This window comes from Enterobacter sp. DSM 30060 (genome assembly GCF_013375955.1).
Lineage (GTDB): Bacteria > Pseudomonadota > Gammaproteobacteria > Enterobacterales > Enterobacteriaceae > Enterobacter > Enterobacter intestinihominis.
On the sequence record NZ_CP056118.1, the window covers coordinates 2,756,791 to 2,773,239 of the forward strand.

The window sequence follows — 16,449 nt, forward strand, 5'->3', positions numbered from 1 at the left end:
TGCGATGCTGAACATTACCAACCTGTCTGCCGATTACGGCGGCAAACCCGCCCTGAAAGAGATCAACCTGACGCTGGACAGCGGTGAACTGCTGGTCGTACTGGGGCCGTCCGGCTGCGGGAAAACGACGCTGCTGAACCTGATCGCCGGGTTTGTACCGTATCAGCACGGCACGATCCAACTCGAAGGAAAACAGGTAACGGGGCCGGGCGCAGAGCGCGGCGTGGTCTTCCAGAACGAAGGGCTACTTCCGTGGCGAAACGTGCAGGAAAACGTTGCGTTTGGTCTGCAACTGTCCGGCGTAGCGCGTGAACAGCGTCTGAATACGGCGCGCGACATGTTGAAAAAGGTCGGGCTGGAGGGGGCTGAAAAACGCTTTATCTGGCAGCTTTCAGGCGGGCAGCGTCAGCGCGTCGGGATTGCCCGTGCGCTGGCGGCTAACCCTCAGCTGCTGTTGCTGGACGAACCTTTCGGGGCGCTGGATGCCTTTACCCGTGAGCAGATGCAAACCCTGCTGCTGCGCCTGTGGCACGAAACCGGCAAGCAGGTGCTGTTAATCACCCACGATATCGAAGAGGCCGTGTTTATGGCGACGGAGCTGGTGCTGCTCTCACCGGGACCGGGACGCGTGCTGGAGCGTCTGCCGCTTGAGTTTGCCCGGCGCTATGTGGCGGGAGAGCCAGTACGCAGCATTAAATCAGACCCGCTATTTATCGAAAAACGGGAATACATCCTGAGCCGTGTGTTTGAACAGCGGGAGGCGTTCTCATGAGCATTGTCTTCAGTGAAAAAACGCGGCGGACGCGCCGTGCCTTACGCTGGCCGTTCTCTCGCCAGCTCACCTTAAGCGTCAGCACGCTGGTGGTGTTGCTGGCGGTATGGTGGGCGGTTGCCGCGCAGCAGTGGATCAGCCCGCTGTTTCTGCCCCCGCCAGGCCAGGTTCTGGAAAAACTGATCGCCATCGCCGGACCGCAGGGCTTTATGGATGCCACCCTCTGGCAGCATTTAGGCGCCAGTCTGACGCGTATTCTGGTGGCGCTGCTGGCGGCGGTCATTATTGGCGTTCCGGTGGGGATTGCGATGGGACTGAGCCCGACGGTGCGCGGCATTCTCGACCCGCTGATAGAGCTTTACCGTCCCGTACCGCCGCTGGCTTATCTGCCCCTGATGGTGATCTGGTTTGGCATCGGCGAGACGTCAAAGATCTTACTGATATATCTGGCTATTTTTGCGCCGGTAGCAATGTCGGCCCTGGCTGGCGTAAAGAGTGCGCAGCAGGTACGCATACGTGCGGCGCAGTCGCTCGGCGCCAGCCGCGCGCAGGTACTGCTGTTCGTCATTTTACCAGGTGCGCTGCCGGAGATATTGACCGGGTTGCGCATCGGCCTTGGGGTGGGCTGGTCAACGCTGGTGGCGGCAGAGCTGATTGCCGCCACGCGCGGCCTTGGGTTTATGGTGCAGTCGGCGGGAGAGTTCCTGGCGACTGACGTGGTACTGGCAGGGATCGCGGTCATCGCCGCGATCGCCTTTGGATTAGAACTGGGACTGCGCACGCTACAGCGTCGCCTGACGCCCTGGCATGGAGAAATACAATGAGTGAACGTCTGACGATTATCCCGCTGGGGCCGTACATTGGCGCGCAGGTGTCGGGCCTGGACGTAACCCGTCCGCTGAGCGATAACCAGTTTGAGCAGCTGTACCACGCGGTGCTGCGCCATCAGGTGGTGTTCCTGCGCGAGCAGGCCATCACCCCGCAACAGCAGCGCGCGCTGGCCCTGCGTTTTGGCGACCTGCATATCCACCCGGTCTACCCGCATGCGGAAGGGGTGGAGGAAATTATCGTGCTGGACACTCATAACGATAACCCGCCCGATAATGACAACTGGCATACGGATGTTACCTTTATCGACACACCGCCAGCCGGGGCGATTCTGGCAGCAAAACTACTGCCAGAGACCGGCGGCGATACGCTGTGGGCGAGCGGCATTGCGGCGTTTGAGGCGCTCTCCGCGCCGTTCCAGACCTTGCTAAGTGGCCTGCGGGCGGAGCATGATTTTAAAAAATCGTTCCAGGAGTATAAGTACCGTAAAACGGAAGAGGAGCACCAGCGCTGGCTGGATGCGGTCGCAAAACATCCGCCGCTGTTGCACCCGGTGGTGCGTACCCATCCGGTGACCGGCAAGCAGGCGCTGTTTGTGAACGAAGGGTTTACCTCGCGCATTGTGGACGTAACGGAAAAAGAGAGCGAGGCGCTGCTCAGCTTCCTGTTTGCGCATATCACGAAACCGGAGTTTCAGGTGCGCTGGCGCTGGCAGGAGAACGATCTGGCGATCTGGGATAACCGCGTCACGCAGCATTACGCCAATGCGGATTACCTGCCGCAGCGAAGGATTATGCAGCGGGCGACGATTTTGGGGGATAAGCCGTTCTACCGTGCGGTTTGAGCCCCTCACCCTAACCCTCCCCCCAAAGGGGCGAGGGGGCTGACCGGTGCGGTTTTCACCCTCTCCCTTTTAGGGAGAGGGCAGGGGTGAGGGTATTAAGTGCGCCTCTATATACCGCTGATAGCGGTTCGCCTTCAGATAACACAGATCCACCAGCACCAGCCCGTCGATACAGTTATTGAACGCCGGATCGCTGCCGAAATCGATAAACTGCACGCCGCCTGGCTCGCATAGCTCGGAATATTGTTTATAAAGCGGCGGAATACCGCAGCCCAGATTGCCGAGCAGGGATTTGAGCTTTGTCAGGTCATCCACGTAATCCACCCCGCTAAATTGCGCCAGCACGTCCGGGAGTGACGCCGGGTAGGGTTGACGCGAGGCGGCTAACGGGTGGCTGGCCGGAAACCAGAGACGATAAAACGCGACCAGCAGATCCCGGGCGGCAGGCGGTAAGCCGCCGGAGATGGACACCGGACCAAACAGGTAACGGTAATGTGGATAGCGCGCCAGATAGGCGCCAATGCCTGACCACAGGTAGTCCAGACCGCGACGTCCCCAGTAGCGCGGCTGTATAAAGCTGCGCCCCAGCTCAATGCCGTGCTCCAGTATGTCCTGCATTTTTTCGTCGTAGTGGAACAGGCTGTAACTGTACAATCCCTCGACGCCGCACTTTTCCACCTGCATGGCCGTTGGCATAAAGCGGTACGCGCCGACAATCTCGAGGTCATCATCATCCCACAGAATAAGGTGCAGATAGTCATCATCGTAGCTGTCGGTATCCCGGCGCTTTCCGCTGCCTTCCTCCACGGCGCGAAAGGCAATCTCGCGCAGTCGCCCCAGCTCGCGCAGCAGAGGCACCTCTTCCTGCCCGTTGCGCTGCCACAAATAGATGGTTTTACCATCGCTGGTTTTGCCCAGACATTCGGCCTGCGCCAGCTCCCGCTTCAGCGTGGCCCTGTCTTCCGGGCGGGCAATGGCGCACTGGGTTTTAAAGACGCCAGGCAATCCCTTGCCAAGTCGTATCACGTGCTGACGGCACTGCTCGGCCATCTCACGCGATGAAAGGGTAGAGCTAAACCGATCATTCCAGGCAATCTGCTGGCCGATTTTGATCGGCAGCTGGCTGTGGCGGCGGCGAAACATCTGTTGCATCAGCAGCAGCAGGGATACCGTCGGCGATACCAGGGTGCTGGCATAAAACAGCAGGCTGTTGTGGGCCTGAATATGTACCGGTAGCAGCGGTACCCGTAGTTTGCTGGCCAGCTTGATAAAGCCCGGATGCCACTTTTTATCGCGGATGCCTTTACGCGTTGGGCGGGAGACTTCGCCCGCCGGGAAGAAGATCAGCACGCCGGCGTTTTGCAGGTGCTGCTCCATCTGCACCAGAGATGCTTTTGCGGTTCTGCCGCCCATATTGTCCACGGGGATAAACAACGAGCTGAGGGGCTCAAGGTGAGACAGCATCCGGTTGGTGACAACCTTGACGTCCCGGCGCACGCGCGAAACGGCGTACAGTAGCGCCAGCCCATCCAGGGTGCCCGTCGGGTGGTTCGCTATCACAATGAGTGGGCCGTGTTCGGGGATTTGTTCGAGGTCTCGGGCGGAAATGGTGCAGAGAATATCAAGGTGTTCCAGAACCTGCTCTACCATATCCAGCCCTTTCAGGTGACGGTGGCTGGCGGCAAACTGCTGAAATTCGTCTTCGTGGAGCAGTCTTTTTAACAGACTTTTTTGCCAGGGTGCGGGCCTCGCCTGAGGCCAAAGGTCATCAAGAACGCTGTCGAGACTAAACATTGATCACTCCTCCTGCCGTCTTGCCCAGACAGTAGAAGGAGGAGATGTCGGTTGTATTGCAGTTTAGTGAAGATTCGCGCAGAGAGTAGGCCGGGTATGGCGAAGCCACCCGGCGCTAAAGCGGATTAACGCAGAATTTTCTTCTCAGCCAGATCCAACGCGAAGTAGCTGAAGATCAGATCCGCGCCCGCGCGTTTGATCGCACCCAGGCTTTCGAGGATCACTTTCTCTTCGTCGATGGCACCCGCCTGCGCGGCGAATTTGATCATCGCGTACTCGCCGCTCACCTGGTATGCGCCCAGCGGCAGTTCGGTGCGTTCGCGAATGTCGCGCAGGATATCCAGATACGCGCCGGCCGGTTTCACCATCAGACAGTCTGCGCCCTGTGCTTCATCGAGCAGAGATTCACGAATCGCTTCGCGGCGGTTCAGCGGGTTCATCTGATAGGTTTTACGATCGCCCTTCAGCGCCGTGCCCGCCGCTTCACGGAACGGGCCGTAGAAGGAGGAGGCGAATTTGGTGGAGTAGGACATGATGGCGGTGTCGGTAAAGCCTGCCGCATCCAGCGCATGACGAATAGCCTGAACCTGACCATCCATTGCCGCAGAAGGTGCAATGAAATCCGCACCTGCGGCGGCGGCAACCACCGCCTGCTTGCCCAGATTCAGCAGGGTCGCATCGTTGTCCACGCCGTGATCGCACAGCACACCGCAGTGGCCATGAGAGGTGTATTCGCAGAAGCAGGTATCGGACATGACGATCATCTCCGGCACACTCTCTTTGCAGATGCGCGACATGCGTGCCACGAGACCGTCTTCTTTCCATGCATCACTGCCGGTTGCGTCAGTGTGGTGGGAGATACCGAACGTCATCACCGAGCGGATGCCCGCATTCGCAATGCGTTCGATCTCGCGGGCCAGATGCTTTTCAGGAATGCGCATCACGCCCGGCATCGCGTCGATGGCTTTGTAGTCATCGATCTCTTCTTCAACAAAAATCGGCAACACCAGATCGTTTAAGGTCAGTGTTGTCTCTTCAAACATGGCGCGCAGTGCGGGTGACTTGCGCAGGCGACGGGGACGAGCAATTAAATCGGTCATGGTATGCCTGATGTTTGTGGAACAAAGAGGCTTAGTGTACCTGAAAGCGGAGAGTGGTGTTTTACTAAAGTTGTCTTTTAGATTTTCGAAATCGATTAATATACGCTACATGTATTTTGTATATATTATAAATCTTATTATGGTGTCCAGAGTGGTATGTGATATTGGTGAGGCTTCTATATTGGTTTGGGATTATAAATATAAATGATTTATTGCTTTTCATTATATGTGTCGAAGCAACTAAAGTAGTTTGCAATCAGTTGAATTTATAATATTTATTCATAATGATTGATATTGCCCTGGGTTTATAAGCTTATTTGTCTGAATACGGACTTAATGGAATCATTCATTGAACCTTTTCGAAGTGAAACTGCATAATTCCTTCCGCAATTAAACGTTGCCAAATGATTTGATGGACAAACTTGCTTACGTCCCTGAGGAGGGATGACCCAATGCAAACATGGAAAAAGAAACTGGTTGTATCACAACTTGCATTAGCCTGCACACTGGCTATCGCTTCTCAGGCCAATGCGAAAGATATATCCGGCACGACATATAATACTTTTGGATATGACAATACTGCGTCCACGCCCTGGTATTATGGTTATGCTGACTGGGATTATTCAGATGCCACACATGATGGTGACATTTATCCAGTCATCAATAAATCAACCGTAAACGGAGTTATTTCGACATACTATCTGGATGATGGTGTCAATGGCCGTGCGAACGCGTTGAGTATTTCTAACAGCACCATTAACGGCATGATCACGTCAGAGTGTATGACCACGACGTGTGCAGAAGGCGTGGATACTGACGGCACTACGCATACCCAGTACGATCGTTTTAGCCTGACTGTTGATAACTCCACCATCAACGATACCTACGAGCATTATGCGTATGATGTCGTTAATGGCGATACCACTGAAACGCATTATCTGGACACCTATGGTCTGGGTAACGCCATCACCCTGGATGTTGAGTCTGATATCGTTATTCAGAACAATTCCCACATCGCGGGCATCACGCTGACGCAGGGTTATCAGGAGCTTGATAACACGCCATACGACGGTGTTGAAGGCGTTGCTAACAGCAGCAATATCTTTACCGATACGCTGGTGGTGAAAGACTCTGTGCTGACCTCTGGCGCATACAGCGATCTGGGCACCAGCGGCTTCTACGGTCAAACGGCGAAGCCGAGCGACTACGGTGAAACCAACGCCACGGCTGCGGATGATGCGGCGCTGATCGTTGCTGCCAGTGCGTCTGATAACGCCATGCAGACCACCGCTACCTTCGATCACTCTACCGTTACGGGTGACATTCTTTTCTCCAGCACCTTTGATAACAACTTCTACGAGAATGGCGATCCGGCAACGGATACCACAGAAGATGGCGTCTATAACCCAACCACCAACGGCTGGGATGGTACCGATAAACTGGATGTCACGCTGACCAACGGCAGTAAGTGGGTGGGTGCAGCGCAGTCCAGCGTTGAAGCTATCGGCACTGCGCAGATGTATGGCCAGGGCTACAGCAACGTAGACTGGCACGCATTGTCCCCGAATAGCATCTGGCCTGATTCTACCTTTGACAGCAACGGTCACGTTGCCGGTGAAGAGGTGTATCAGAGCGGCCTGTTCAACGTGGCGCTGGATAACGGTTCCGAGTGGGATACCCGCAAGATCTCCAACATCGATGCACTGACGGTGAACAACCAGTCTCAGGTCAATGTTGAAAACTCCGGCCTGCTGGCAGATTCCATCACCCTGACCAATGCTTCGACCTTGAATATTGGCGACAGCGGTGCCGTGGCAACCGACAGCTTGTATCTGGATAGCTACAGCCGTGCGGCACTGACTGAAGAGACGGCAGAACTGTATGCCAACACCATTACTGTAGACAACGGTGCAGAGCTGGCGCTGGGTCTGGGTCAGGTTGATACGCACAATATGGTGCTGACCGATGGCGGTGTGCTCAATGTTGCCAGCCGCGATTATGTGCTGAACAGCGACCTGAACAACGCACGCTATATCACCAACGATAGCCATAAAGCGGACTACGACTATGGTGTTGTCGCGCTGAACTCTGACGGCCATCTGGCGGTGAACGGTGACGTTGCCGGTAACTATAAAGTGCGCATCGACGATGCGACCGGTGCAGGCTCCGTAGCTGACTACAAAAACAAAGAGATCATTCGCGTCTATGACAATAACGCGGATACCGCTGCCAGCTTTACTGCGGCAAACAAAGCTGATTTAGGTGCATACACCTATCAGGCGCAGCAGAAGGGTGACACCGTTGTTCTCCAGCAGGAAGAGCTGACTGACTACGCCAACATGGCGCTGAGCATTCCTTCTGCTAATACCAACATCTGGAATCTGCAACAGGATACCGTGGGTACCCGTCTGACCAACAGCCGTCATGGCCTGGCAGATAACGGCGGCGCATGGGTGAGCTATTTTGGCGGCAACTTTGACGCGGATAATGGCACCGTTAGCTACGATCAGGACGTAAGCGGCATTATGGTGGGTCTGGATACTCAGATCGACGGTAATAACGCGAAGTGGATTGTCGGTGGTGCGGCTGGTTTCGCGAAGGGTGATATCAGCGATCGTACTGGTCAGGTCGATCAGGACAGCCAGACTGCGATGATCTACGCGTCGGCGAAGTTCATGAACGACATCTTCCTCGACAGCTCCATGAGCTACACCCGCTTCAACAACGACCTCTCTGCTACCATGAGCAACGGTCAGTATGTTGACGGTAATACCACGACTGACGCCGTTGGTTTCGGGATGAAACTGGGCTATGACTGGAAACCAAACCTGTCTGGCTACGTCACGCCTTACGCGGCGATCTCTGGCCTGTTCCAGTCCGGTGATGACTATCAGTTAAGCAACGACATGCGTATCGATGGCCAGTCTTACGACAGTATGCGTTATGAGCTCGGCGTGGATGCAGGTTATACCTTCAACTACGGTGGCGAGCAGGCATTAACCCCTTACTTCAAGCTGGCTTACGTGTATGACGATGCCGACAACAATGCTGATATCAACAATGACAGCATTGACAACGGCGTGGAAGGCTCTGCGGTTCGCGTGGGACTGGGCACTCAGTTCAGCTTCACGAAAAACTTCAGTGCTTACACTGATGCGACTTATCTGGGCGGCGGCGACGTTGACCAGAACTGGGGAGCAAACCTGGGTGTGAAATATACCTGGTAAGAAAAAACGCGGGGGATTTTGCCCCCGCTTTTTTATGTGCTTTAAAAATAATAAAGAACCGACATATACAGATGACTTGAGGTATGCATGAACGTTAATGCGAAACCACTTTCTGAATTAAGCCGGCTCATAAAGTGTCTGGAAGTCGCCGGTACCCCATTTAAAACGGAACCACAACAATTTATAACTACCGGCAATAATGATGATGAACCATTGACATTTGTAATACAATCCGGCCTGACAGTCGTTCACCGTAAATCAGATGAATTACTCGTGGGTATTGCACGGGCACCCTATATTCATGGATTAAGTGCATGGATTAATGACAGCTATCTTGAATATTCCCTGATGGCACAAACACCTTGTACCGGATTTTATTTGCCAGCCTCTACTGCATGCGAAATTATTCAAGAAGCACAACTCTGGCAAGAAGCGTTCTGCTGGCTTTCATGGCTAAATCATTTACTGGGAAAACGTGATATCCAGCTGGTCGGAAATAATTCGTATAGCCAAATTCGGGCGATGCTAATCAATATGGCCGAGTGGGATGACACGCTACGCTCAAAAATTGGTGTGATGAATCATATTCAGCGTAGCACGCGTATATCACGTTCGGTGGTTGCGGAGGTTCTGGCGGCGCTACGTCAGGGGAACTACATCAATATGAGCCGGGGCAAACTGATCAGTATCAACCGTTTGCCCACGGACTATTAAGCTCAGTTAGCGGCCGTAAGTACCTGCGCTTTATTGGCGCTCAGCTCGGCTACAAGGTTATTTACGCCATCACTCATATTCACGAAGCGGGTGTTCGGTGACCGGGTGACCACCACAAAAGCGCCCACGTTTGATTGCGGAATCATCGCCATGTAGGTGATGAATCCGCCACCCCCACCGGTTTTTTGAATAATACCCGGGCGACCATCTTTTGGCGCCATATATACCCAGCCCATGCCGAGGGCATCGGCTTTACCGGGAACATCCATACCAATGACGCGACGTAACTGAGCACGCTGGTAGATGAGCGTCTGCATTCGGTCGGCCTGATTACTGCGCGCGTAAAAATCCGATGAGAGGAACTGTTGCATCCAGCGCATCATGTCGCCAGGCGTAGAGTAAACCCCACCGCTGCCAATGGCTGCCAGCGTGTTATTACACGGGCTGGCCCCTTTTTCCGCCACCATCAGACGCTTGCACTGGTCCGGGGAGGGGGTGTAAGTAGTATCTTTCATCCCGAGCGGACGCGTGATTTGCTCTTCAAAAAGTTGAGGGTAAGGCTTACCTGAAGCCGTTGCTAACGCGTCGGCCAGCAGATCAAACGCCAGGTTAGAATAGCCAGCCTGAGAACCCGGGGCCGATTTCAGCGTTGCGGTGCTCAGGTAGTTCCAGCGTTGTTCGCGAGTTGGCCAGACAAAGACAGGGCGATGCGCAGCGCCACCGGGCTGTTCTCGCGGCAGGGCGCTGGTATGGGTCGCCAGGTTCACCAGCCTGATCGGCGTTCCCTGATATGTCGGAACGCGAGCGCCGGGTGGCGCATATTTGCTGAGCGGATCGTCGAGTTTTACCACGCCCTGATCGAGCAATTTCACCAGCATTTCGCTGGTCATCAGCTTAGTTATCGACGCGACACGGATAACGGAATCCAGCTGCGGGCGAACGTTATTTCCCGGTCGTGTTTCACCGAAGCTGCGAAACACCCGCTGGTTACCGTCGATCACGACCAGCGCCATTCCCGTCGCACCACTGCCGTAATAAATAAGGTTCGCATAGCGATCGGCAATGTCAGAGGCCAGAACCGGTGCCGTCAGAGGCTGTGCTGCCTGGGCGGTGGACAGGCTCACCGCACACAGCGCGGCGAAAGAGAGCAGACAACGTTTCAACGAAAAGCATCCATCCAGTGAATAAGGAGAGTTACGGGTAGTTATACTACTAATCGGCGTCGGGCAATCGTCCGATTTGCATAACGATAGCGAGAAAAACGTAACCGTGGGTAAATTTGCACAATTTACTTACGGCCAGACTCCCATTTTGTGACATCGGGCTTATGATAGTCACCAGTTACATTCATTATTGCGGAGAACGGTATGTCTGAAAAGCGTGTGGTTTTGGTGGTTGATATGCAGAATGGGGTGTTTAAGACGCCGCGCCATCAGAGTGAGAAATGTGTCTCACTGATCAATCAGCTTACCCAGGCTGCTGAGGCCGTTATTTTCATACAGCATACTGAAGCTGGCGGGCTAGAGGAGGGGAGCGAAGGGTTTGCATTGCTGCCCGATCTCAACCAGCCGGCAGGGGCGTTTTACGTCACGAAGACCGCTTGCGATGCCTTCTATAACACTTCGCTCGAGGCACTGTTGCGCGAACAGGGGATCGATGAATTTATTATCTGCGGCTGCGCGACGGATTATTGTGTCGATGCCACCTTTAAAAACGGTGTCAGCCGGGGCTACCACATCACGGTTGCGGAGGATGCCCACACCACGGCCAATCGTCCAGCGGCCGATGCCCAGGTTCTGATCGCGCACTATAACGATGTCTGGCGTAACTTCATCGCCCCTGCCAACCCGCCTTCGGTGAAACGCACCGAAACAATTCTTGAAAACTGGAAAGCGAACTAATAATTCACCCGCAGGTCTGACTTTTTTGCCTGAGCCGGGAGGCTGGCCCAGGCAAGGCTTCGTGTGGCGATATGTTAAACACAGCAACAGCCATAACAACAAGAAGGAAGCACAATGTTTAAGTCTTTTTTCCCAAAGCCGGGGCCCTTTTTCCTGTCGGCATTTATTTGGGCACTGCTGGCTGTCATTTTCTGGCAGGCCGGTGGCGGCGCGTGGCTGACCCGTCTTACGGGGGCAACGGGCGACATTCCCATTAGCGCTGCGCGCTTCTGGTCCATGAGCTATCTGCTTTTCTACGCCTATTACATGCTCTGCGTGGGGCTTTTTGCCATGTTCTGGTTTATCTATTCGCCTCACCGCTGGCAATACTGGTCGATTCTCGGCACGTCGTTAATCATCTTTGTCACCTGGTTCCTGGTGGAAGTGGGCGTGGCGGTCAACGCCTGGTATGCGCCGTTTTACGATCTGATCCAGACGGCGCTGAGTTCGCCGCATAAAGTGACCATTAACCAGTTCTACCATGAGGTGGGGATCTTCCTCGGCATCGCCCTCATCGCCGTGGTGATCGGCGTGATGAATAACTTTTTCGTCAGTCACTATGTGTTCCGCTGGCGTACCGCGATGAACGAACACTATATGGCGCACTGGCAGCACCTGCGTCATATCGAAGGTGCCGCACAGCGTGTGCAGGAAGACACCATGCGTTTTGCCTCTACACTCGAAGATATGGGCGTTAGCTTTATTAATGCCATCATGACGCTGATCGCCTTCCTGCCGGTGCTGGTGACGCTCTCATCCCACGTTCCGGAACTGCCGATTGTCGGCCATCTGCCGTACGGCCTGGTCATTGCCGCGATTGTCTGGTCGCTGATGGGAACGGGACTGCTGGCAGTGGTGGGGATCAAGCTGCCGGGGCTGGAATTTAAAAACCAGCGCGTGGAAGCGGCCTACCGTAAAGAGCTGGTGTATGGTGAAGACGATCCCAACCGTGCGTCACCGCCTACCGTGCGTGAGCTGTTTGGCGCCGTACGTCGTAATTACTTCCGCCTCTATTTCCATTACATGTATTTCAATATCGCGCGCATCCTTTATCTTCAGGTTGATAACGTTTTCGGGTTGTTCCTGCTGTTCCCGTCCATCGTTGCGGGTACGATTACGCTCGGTCTGATGACCCAGATCACCAACGTTTTTGGTCAGGTTCGCGGTTCGTTCCAGTACCTGATTAGCTCCTGGACTACGCTGGTGGAGCTGATGTCCATCTACAAACGTTTACGCAGTTTCGAGCGTGAGCTGGACGATAAGGATTTGCAGGAAGTCACCCATACATTAGGTTAAAAAGGAATTGCTATGCCATTTGCCGTACCACGTGCATTACCGCTGACGTTACTCGCCGCCGTCGTGCTGGCGGGCTGTGCCGAGAAAGGGGCCGCCCCGCTCAAAGAAGGGGAGAAGCCCGTTGATGTGGCGAGCGTGGTGCGGCAAAAAATGCCCGCCAGCGTGAAGGATCGCAGTGAGTGGGCTGATGCGCTGGCAACGACCTTCAAAAGTCAGAAGATCGCGCCTACCGAGGAGAACATCTGCTCGGTGCTGGCGGTGGCGCAGCAGGAATCGATGTATCAGTCAGATCCTGTTGTGCCTGGCCTGAACAAAATCGCCTGGAAGGAGATCGACCGCCGGGCTGAATCGATGCATATCCCAGTTTTCCTGGTACATACCGCCCTTAAAATCACCTCGCCAAACGGTAAAAGCTACAGCGAACGGCTGGATACGGTGAAAACCGAGAGGCAGCTCAGCGCCATTTTCGATGATTTCATCAATATGGTTCCGATGGGGCAGAAGCTGTTTGGCTCGCTGAATCCGGTACATACCGGCGGTCCGATGCAGGTAAGCATCGCATTTGCGGAAAAGCATACCGACGGCTATCCGTGGGATATCGACGGTACGGTGCGTCAGGAAGTCTTCTCCCTGCGCGGTGGGCTGTGGTTTGGGACGTATCACCTGCTGAATTATCCGGCCAACTACGATAAACCGCTGTATCGTTTTGCCGACTTTAACGCGGGCTGGTATGCCAGCCGAAATGCAGCCTTCCAGAATGCGGTAAGCCGCGCCAGCGGTGTGAAGCTCGCTTTGGATGGCGATCTCATTGCATACGGCAGCAGCGAGGCAGGGTCCACCGAACGGGCAGTGCGAAAACTTTCGACGAAACTGGAGATGAGCAACAGTGACATTCGCCGACAGCTGGAGAAGGGTGACAGCCTGGCGTTTGAGAAAACGGATCTGTATAAGCAGGTTTTCGCGCTTGCAGAGAAGAAAAGTGGAAAGGCACTACCCAGAGCCATTCTGCCAGGCATTCAGCTTGAAAGCCCGAAGATCACGCGTAACCTGACGACCGCATGGTTCGCAAAACGCGTGGACGATCGTCGGGCTCGCTGTATGGGACTGTAATCAGTGGCGGTTGCGCCAGCGCAGCACGAGCGCAATCACGCCCAGAACCATGCTGCCCGCGAGGAAGGGAATGAGCCCGAATACGGTGCTCACGCCTAAACCGATTTCAACGCGCGGGCGGCCGGTATCCTGCACCTGCATCAGATGCTCATACACGCCAGGGGCATGCACCAGCATATTCAGTAGTTGGGTTCCTGCCCAGAAACAAAACAGAACAAACAGGGCATAGGCAATATTCCCCGCCGTGGAGGTTTTTGGTTGTTTTCCGCCAAAAATCGGTTTCGACAATGTAAAGTCTGCCATAAGACCTCCCGAAAATATCACTCTGTTTTAATACGCGTCGTACAGGGTGAGTGTGACAGGTCATAGCATTTGTCAATATCAGAATCGTGGGAAATTCGGCTCAGGATTTCTCCTGGATTGTCGATTTCTGCATCACGTCACAAATTGATAACATAAGTGAAACTACGCTGCTTTTCAGAATTTACGTATCCGCCACAGACGACTTTATCAAACTGTGAGAGGATAGTTTTTTTTCTGCCGGAGTTGTCATGAAGCTCACTTCCAAACTACGCCGTGACTGGCATTACTACGCCTTTGCGATCGGGCTGATCTTTATACTCAACGGTGTTGTCGGGCTGCTGGGATTTGAAGCGAAGGGCTGGCAAACCTATGCGGTTGGGCTGGTGACCTGGGTAATCAGTTTCTGGCTGGCGGGATTCATTATCCGCCGTCGTCCCGATGAGACGACGGCAGAGAAAGCCGACTAACCGTCAGTTAACAGAGCTTTTCAGGGCGCTGTCAGCGGCGTGACGCTCCAGCGCCAGTTCAATCAGGCGGGTGATCAGTTCCGGATAGCTTATTCCGCTGGCCTGCCACAATTTCGGGTACATGCTGATATTGGTAAAGCCCGGCAGGGTGTTGATTTCGTTAATCACTACCTCGTTATCCGCCGTCAGAAACACATCGACGCGCGCCATCCCACTGCATCCCAGCGCCTGATAGGCTTCAACGGCGATCGCCCGGATCTTGTCGTTAACGTCAGGATCGAGCGCGGCGGGAACCACAACCTGGGCACCTTTGTCGTCAATATATTTGGTGTCGTAGGAGTAGAAGTCGCTATTCAGCACCACTTCACCACAGGTACTCGCCTGCGGGAAGTCGTTACCCAGTACGGCGCACTCAATTTCGCGCCCGTTAATTCCCTGCTCAACCACCACCTTGTGGTCAAACTCAAAGGCCAGACGAACGGCATCGTTAAACTGTGCTTCGCTGGTGACTTTGCTGACGCCGACGGACGAGCCCTGATTCGCCGGTTTCACGAACAGCGGCAGGCCGAGTTGCGCCTGGATCTGCGCGAAGCTGTGTTTATCGCGGTTGGCGCGAGTGAGCGTGACGAACGGTGCAATATTCAGACCGGCGTCGCGCAGCAGACGTTTAGTGACGTCTTTATCCATGCAGGCGGCAGAACCCAGCACATCGGAGCCGACAAACGGCAGGTTCGCCATCCGCAACATGCCTTGCAGGGAGCCGTCTTCGCCCAGCGTGCCGTGAACGATAGGGAACACCACGTCAATCTGTGCCAGCGCCTGCGCGTTCCCGGCATCGATAAGCTGTCCCTGTGCCACGCCTGGAACCGTTGCGACGCTGATATCAGAAGGATTAAGGGCGATGCGCGCCGGATCATCAGCGTGTAACAGATACTGGCTGGCATCGTTAACATGCCATTGGCCCTGTTTATCAATGCCCAGCAGCACCACGTCAAAACGGCTTTTATCAATCGCATCAACGATATTTTTAGCCGATTGCAATGACACCTCGTGCTCTGATGATTTCCCCCAAAGACAATACCTACGCGCTGCTTTGCCATCTCACTCTCTTCCAGTCTGACGAAAAGCCAATAACATACCACGATGCCCGGCGGGTTTCGCGGCCTTCTGCCATAATGTTTTGAGGGATGTTGAAGGGGGGCGCGTGAAAGGAAAAGGTCTGCTTATTCTTATTGTTATTGCCGGGATCGCCACGGTGGGCTACCGCTGGTTGCCGCCGCATTACAACCCTTTCGTGCCGCTTACGCTTGACGATCCGCCAGGAAAAATAACCCAGTTTAAACTCCGGCGCTTAACGCCGCAGGCGTGCGAAAACCTGTTAGCGCAGGCGAATCAACGCCAGCTTATCCGTACCCAGGCGGTCGCTGACAGCGCCGGGGAATGTCCGCTGAGTAACGTGGTGCGCGTGCGCGATTTTGGCCCAGTGAGCCTGAACAGCAGCTTCCTTGCCAGTTGCCCGCTGGCGTTAAGCTCGGCGCTGTTTGTCAGCCAGCAGGCCCGGCCGCTCACCAAAACCTGGACCGGCAGCGAGCTTACGCGTATTGAACATCTGGGCAGCTTCGCCTGCCGCAATATCTACAGCCGCCCGGATGCGCGGCGCAGCGAACATGCCACGGCGGATGCGCTGGATATCAGCGCTTTCAGGCTGGCAAACGGACAGCGTGTTACCGTCCTCAACGGCTGGAAAGCGGAAAAGACGCAGCCCTGGCTACAGGCGCTGCTGTCGGCAAGCTGCGGCTATTACGGTAACGGTCTGGGGCCGGACTACAATGCCGCCCATGCCAACCATTTCCATCTGGGAATGCGCGGCTATGGCTTATGTCGATGAAGCATAATCTTCCGCTAAAAATTGGATAGATTGTGACTTATCTCACAAATATGATGACTGGGAAGATAAAACACCAAAGTCTGCAAGGCCGCATCTCTGGCGCTATGTCATTGCGCGTAACTTGCTAATCTGTCGGCGAATTCGCCTAAAAATGAAGACTATTTCT

Annotated in this window: 14 protein-coding genes and 1 pseudogene; 10 read left to right on the forward strand and 5 right to left on the reverse strand. The window is 54.6% G+C overall.

Going from position 1 to position 16,449, the window contains the following annotated elements; all coding sequences use genetic code 11:
• Nucleotides 1-4: 4 nt before the first annotated feature.
• Genes tauB through tauD form a run of 3 tightly spaced genes read left to right on the forward strand, consistent with a single transcriptional unit; the run spans nucleotide 5 to nucleotide 2,444 of the window.
• Nucleotides 5-772 (forward strand): taurine ABC transporter ATP-binding subunit, encoded by a 768-nt coding sequence (gene tauB, locus HWQ15_RS13105; RefSeq protein WP_063149382.1) that lies wholly within the window; start codon nucleotides 5-7, stop codon nucleotides 770-772.
• Nucleotides 769-1,596 carry a taurine ABC transporter permease TauC gene (gene tauC, locus HWQ15_RS13110; RefSeq protein ID WP_022647195.1) on the forward strand — a complete coding sequence of 276 codons (828 nt, stop codon included), beginning with the start codon at nucleotides 769-771 and terminating at the stop codon, nucleotides 1,594-1,596. Before tauB ends, tauC begins: the two co-directional genes overlap by 4 nt.
• The gene (gene tauD, locus HWQ15_RS13115; protein ID WP_023305554.1) at nucleotides 1,593-2,444 is read left to right on the forward strand and encodes a taurine dioxygenase; all 852 of its coding nucleotides are present in this window, start codon (nucleotides 1,593-1,595) and stop codon (nucleotides 2,442-2,444) included. Before tauC ends, tauD begins: the two co-directional genes overlap by 4 nt.
• A 69-nt stretch (nucleotides 2,445-2,513) precedes the next feature.
• Here tauD and HWQ15_RS13120 read toward each other — a convergent pair whose 3' ends face one another.
• Nucleotides 2,514-4,238: a lysophospholipid acyltransferase family protein gene (locus HWQ15_RS13120; protein ID WP_063149383.1), complete on the reverse strand. Its 1,725-nt coding sequence runs from the start codon at nucleotides 4,236-4,238 to the stop codon at nucleotides 2,514-2,516.
• A gap of 125 nt (nucleotides 4,239-4,363) precedes the next feature.
• The gene (hemB, locus tag HWQ15_RS13125) at nucleotides 4,364-5,338 is read right to left on the reverse strand and encodes a porphobilinogen synthase (RefSeq protein WP_003859169.1); all 975 of its coding nucleotides are present in this window, start codon (nucleotides 5,336-5,338) and stop codon (nucleotides 4,364-4,366) included.
• 452 nt (nucleotides 5,339-5,790) lie between these two features.
• On the opposite strand from hemB, the gene HWQ15_RS13130 reads away from it, so the two are divergent.
• Together HWQ15_RS13130 and HWQ15_RS13135 are read left to right on the forward strand one after the other, a co-directional pair.
• The gene (locus tag HWQ15_RS13130) at nucleotides 5,791-8,565 is read left to right on the forward strand and encodes an autotransporter outer membrane beta-barrel domain-containing protein (protein WP_023305556.1); all 2,775 of its coding nucleotides are present in this window, start codon (nucleotides 5,791-5,793) and stop codon (nucleotides 8,563-8,565) included.
• A gap of 87 nt (nucleotides 8,566-8,652) precedes the next feature.
• Nucleotides 8,653-9,279 (forward strand): helix-turn-helix domain-containing protein, encoded by a 627-nt coding sequence (locus HWQ15_RS13135; protein WP_022647199.1) that lies wholly within the window; start codon nucleotides 8,653-8,655, stop codon nucleotides 9,277-9,279.
• A gap of 2 nt (nucleotides 9,280-9,281) precedes the next feature.
• Here HWQ15_RS13135 and ampH read toward each other — a convergent pair whose 3' ends face one another.
• On the reverse strand, nucleotides 9,282-10,442 hold the full coding sequence (ampH, locus tag HWQ15_RS13140) for a D-alanyl-D-alanine-carboxypeptidase/endopeptidase AmpH (protein WP_022647200.1): 1,161 nt from the start codon (nucleotides 10,440-10,442) through the stop codon (nucleotides 9,282-9,284).
• Between the two features lie 204 nt (nucleotides 10,443-10,646).
• Between ampH and HWQ15_RS13145 the strand changes: the two genes are divergently transcribed.
• From HWQ15_RS13145 to HWQ15_RS13155, 3 genes are all read left to right on the forward strand, one after another.
• A complete protein-coding gene (locus HWQ15_RS13145; protein WP_022647201.1) occupies nucleotides 10,647-11,180 on the forward strand; it encodes an isochorismatase family protein in 534 nt (177 codons plus the stop codon).
• 114 nt (nucleotides 11,181-11,294) lie between these two features.
• Nucleotides 11,295-12,515: a peptide antibiotic transporter SbmA gene (gene sbmA, locus HWQ15_RS13150; protein WP_022647202.1), complete on the forward strand. Its 1,221-nt coding sequence runs from the start codon at nucleotides 11,295-11,297 to the stop codon at nucleotides 12,513-12,515.
• Between the two features lie 12 nt (nucleotides 12,516-12,527).
• A complete protein-coding gene (locus tag HWQ15_RS13155; protein WP_023305559.1) occupies nucleotides 12,528-13,625 on the forward strand; it encodes a DUF1615 domain-containing protein in 1,098 nt (365 codons plus the stop codon).
• Here HWQ15_RS13155 and HWQ15_RS13160 read toward each other — a convergent pair whose 3' ends face one another.
• The gene (locus tag HWQ15_RS13160; protein ID WP_003859159.1) at nucleotides 13,626-13,928 is read right to left on the reverse strand and encodes a DUF2755 family protein; all 303 of its coding nucleotides are present in this window, start codon (nucleotides 13,926-13,928) and stop codon (nucleotides 13,626-13,628) included.
• A 248-nt stretch (nucleotides 13,929-14,176) separates the two neighbouring features.
• Between HWQ15_RS13160 and HWQ15_RS13165 the strand changes: the two genes are divergently transcribed.
• The gene (locus HWQ15_RS13165) at nucleotides 14,177-14,395 is read left to right on the forward strand and encodes a DUF2754 domain-containing protein (RefSeq protein WP_022647204.1); all 219 of its coding nucleotides are present in this window, start codon (nucleotides 14,177-14,179) and stop codon (nucleotides 14,393-14,395) included.
• A gap of 3 nt (nucleotides 14,396-14,398) precedes the next feature.
• On the opposite strand, the pseudogene ddlA reads toward HWQ15_RS13165, so the two are convergent.
• Nucleotides 14,399-15,495 (reverse strand): annotated as a pseudogene (gene ddlA, locus HWQ15_RS13170) (D-alanine--D-alanine ligase).
• 104 nt (nucleotides 15,496-15,599) lie between these two features.
• Between ddlA and HWQ15_RS13175 the strand changes: the two are divergent.
• Nucleotides 15,600-16,283 carry an extensin family protein gene (locus HWQ15_RS13175; protein ID WP_023305560.1) on the forward strand — a complete coding sequence of 228 codons (684 nt, stop codon included), beginning with the start codon at nucleotides 15,600-15,602 and terminating at the stop codon, nucleotides 16,281-16,283.
• The last annotated feature ends 166 nt before the right edge of the window (nucleotides 16,284-16,449 follow it).

Bases quoted from the DNA above. Each gene is read 5' to 3' on its own strand.
- HWQ15_RS13130 (WP_023305556.1), top strand. From the start codon at position 5,791: ATGCAAACATGGAAAAAGAAACTGGTTGTATCACAACTTGCATTAGCC.
- sbmA (WP_022647202.1), top strand. From the start codon at position 11,295: ATGTTTAAGTCTTTTTTCCCAAAGCCGGGGCCCTTTTTCCTGTCGGCA.
- HWQ15_RS13160 (WP_003859159.1), bottom strand. From the start codon at position 13,928: ATGGCAGACTTTACATTGTCGAAACCGATTTTTGGCGGAAAACAACCA.
- HWQ15_RS13135 (WP_022647199.1), top strand. From the start codon at position 8,653: ATGAACGTTAATGCGAAACCACTTTCTGAATTAAGCCGGCTCATAAAG.
- HWQ15_RS13165 (WP_022647204.1), top strand. From the start codon at position 14,177: ATGAAGCTCACTTCCAAACTACGCCGTGACTGGCATTACTACGCCTTT.
- tauC (WP_022647195.1), top strand. From the start codon at position 769: ATGAGCATTGTCTTCAGTGAAAAAACGCGGCGGACGCGCCGTGCCTTA.
- HWQ15_RS13145 (WP_022647201.1), top strand. From the start codon at position 10,647: ATGTCTGAAAAGCGTGTGGTTTTGGTGGTTGATATGCAGAATGGGGTG.
- tauD (WP_023305554.1), top strand. From the start codon at position 1,593: ATGAGTGAACGTCTGACGATTATCCCGCTGGGGCCGTACATTGGCGCG.
- hemB (WP_003859169.1), bottom strand. From the start codon at position 5,338: ATGACCGATTTAATTGCTCGTCCCCGTCGCCTGCGCAAGTCACCCGCA.
- HWQ15_RS13120 (WP_063149383.1), bottom strand. From the start codon at position 4,238: ATGTTTAGTCTCGACAGCGTTCTTGATGACCTTTGGCCTCAGGCGAGG.
- HWQ15_RS13155 (WP_023305559.1), top strand. From the start codon at position 12,528: ATGCCATTTGCCGTACCACGTGCATTACCGCTGACGTTACTCGCCGCC.
- tauB (WP_063149382.1), top strand. From the start codon at position 5: ATGCTGAACATTACCAACCTGTCTGCCGATTACGGCGGCAAACCCGCC.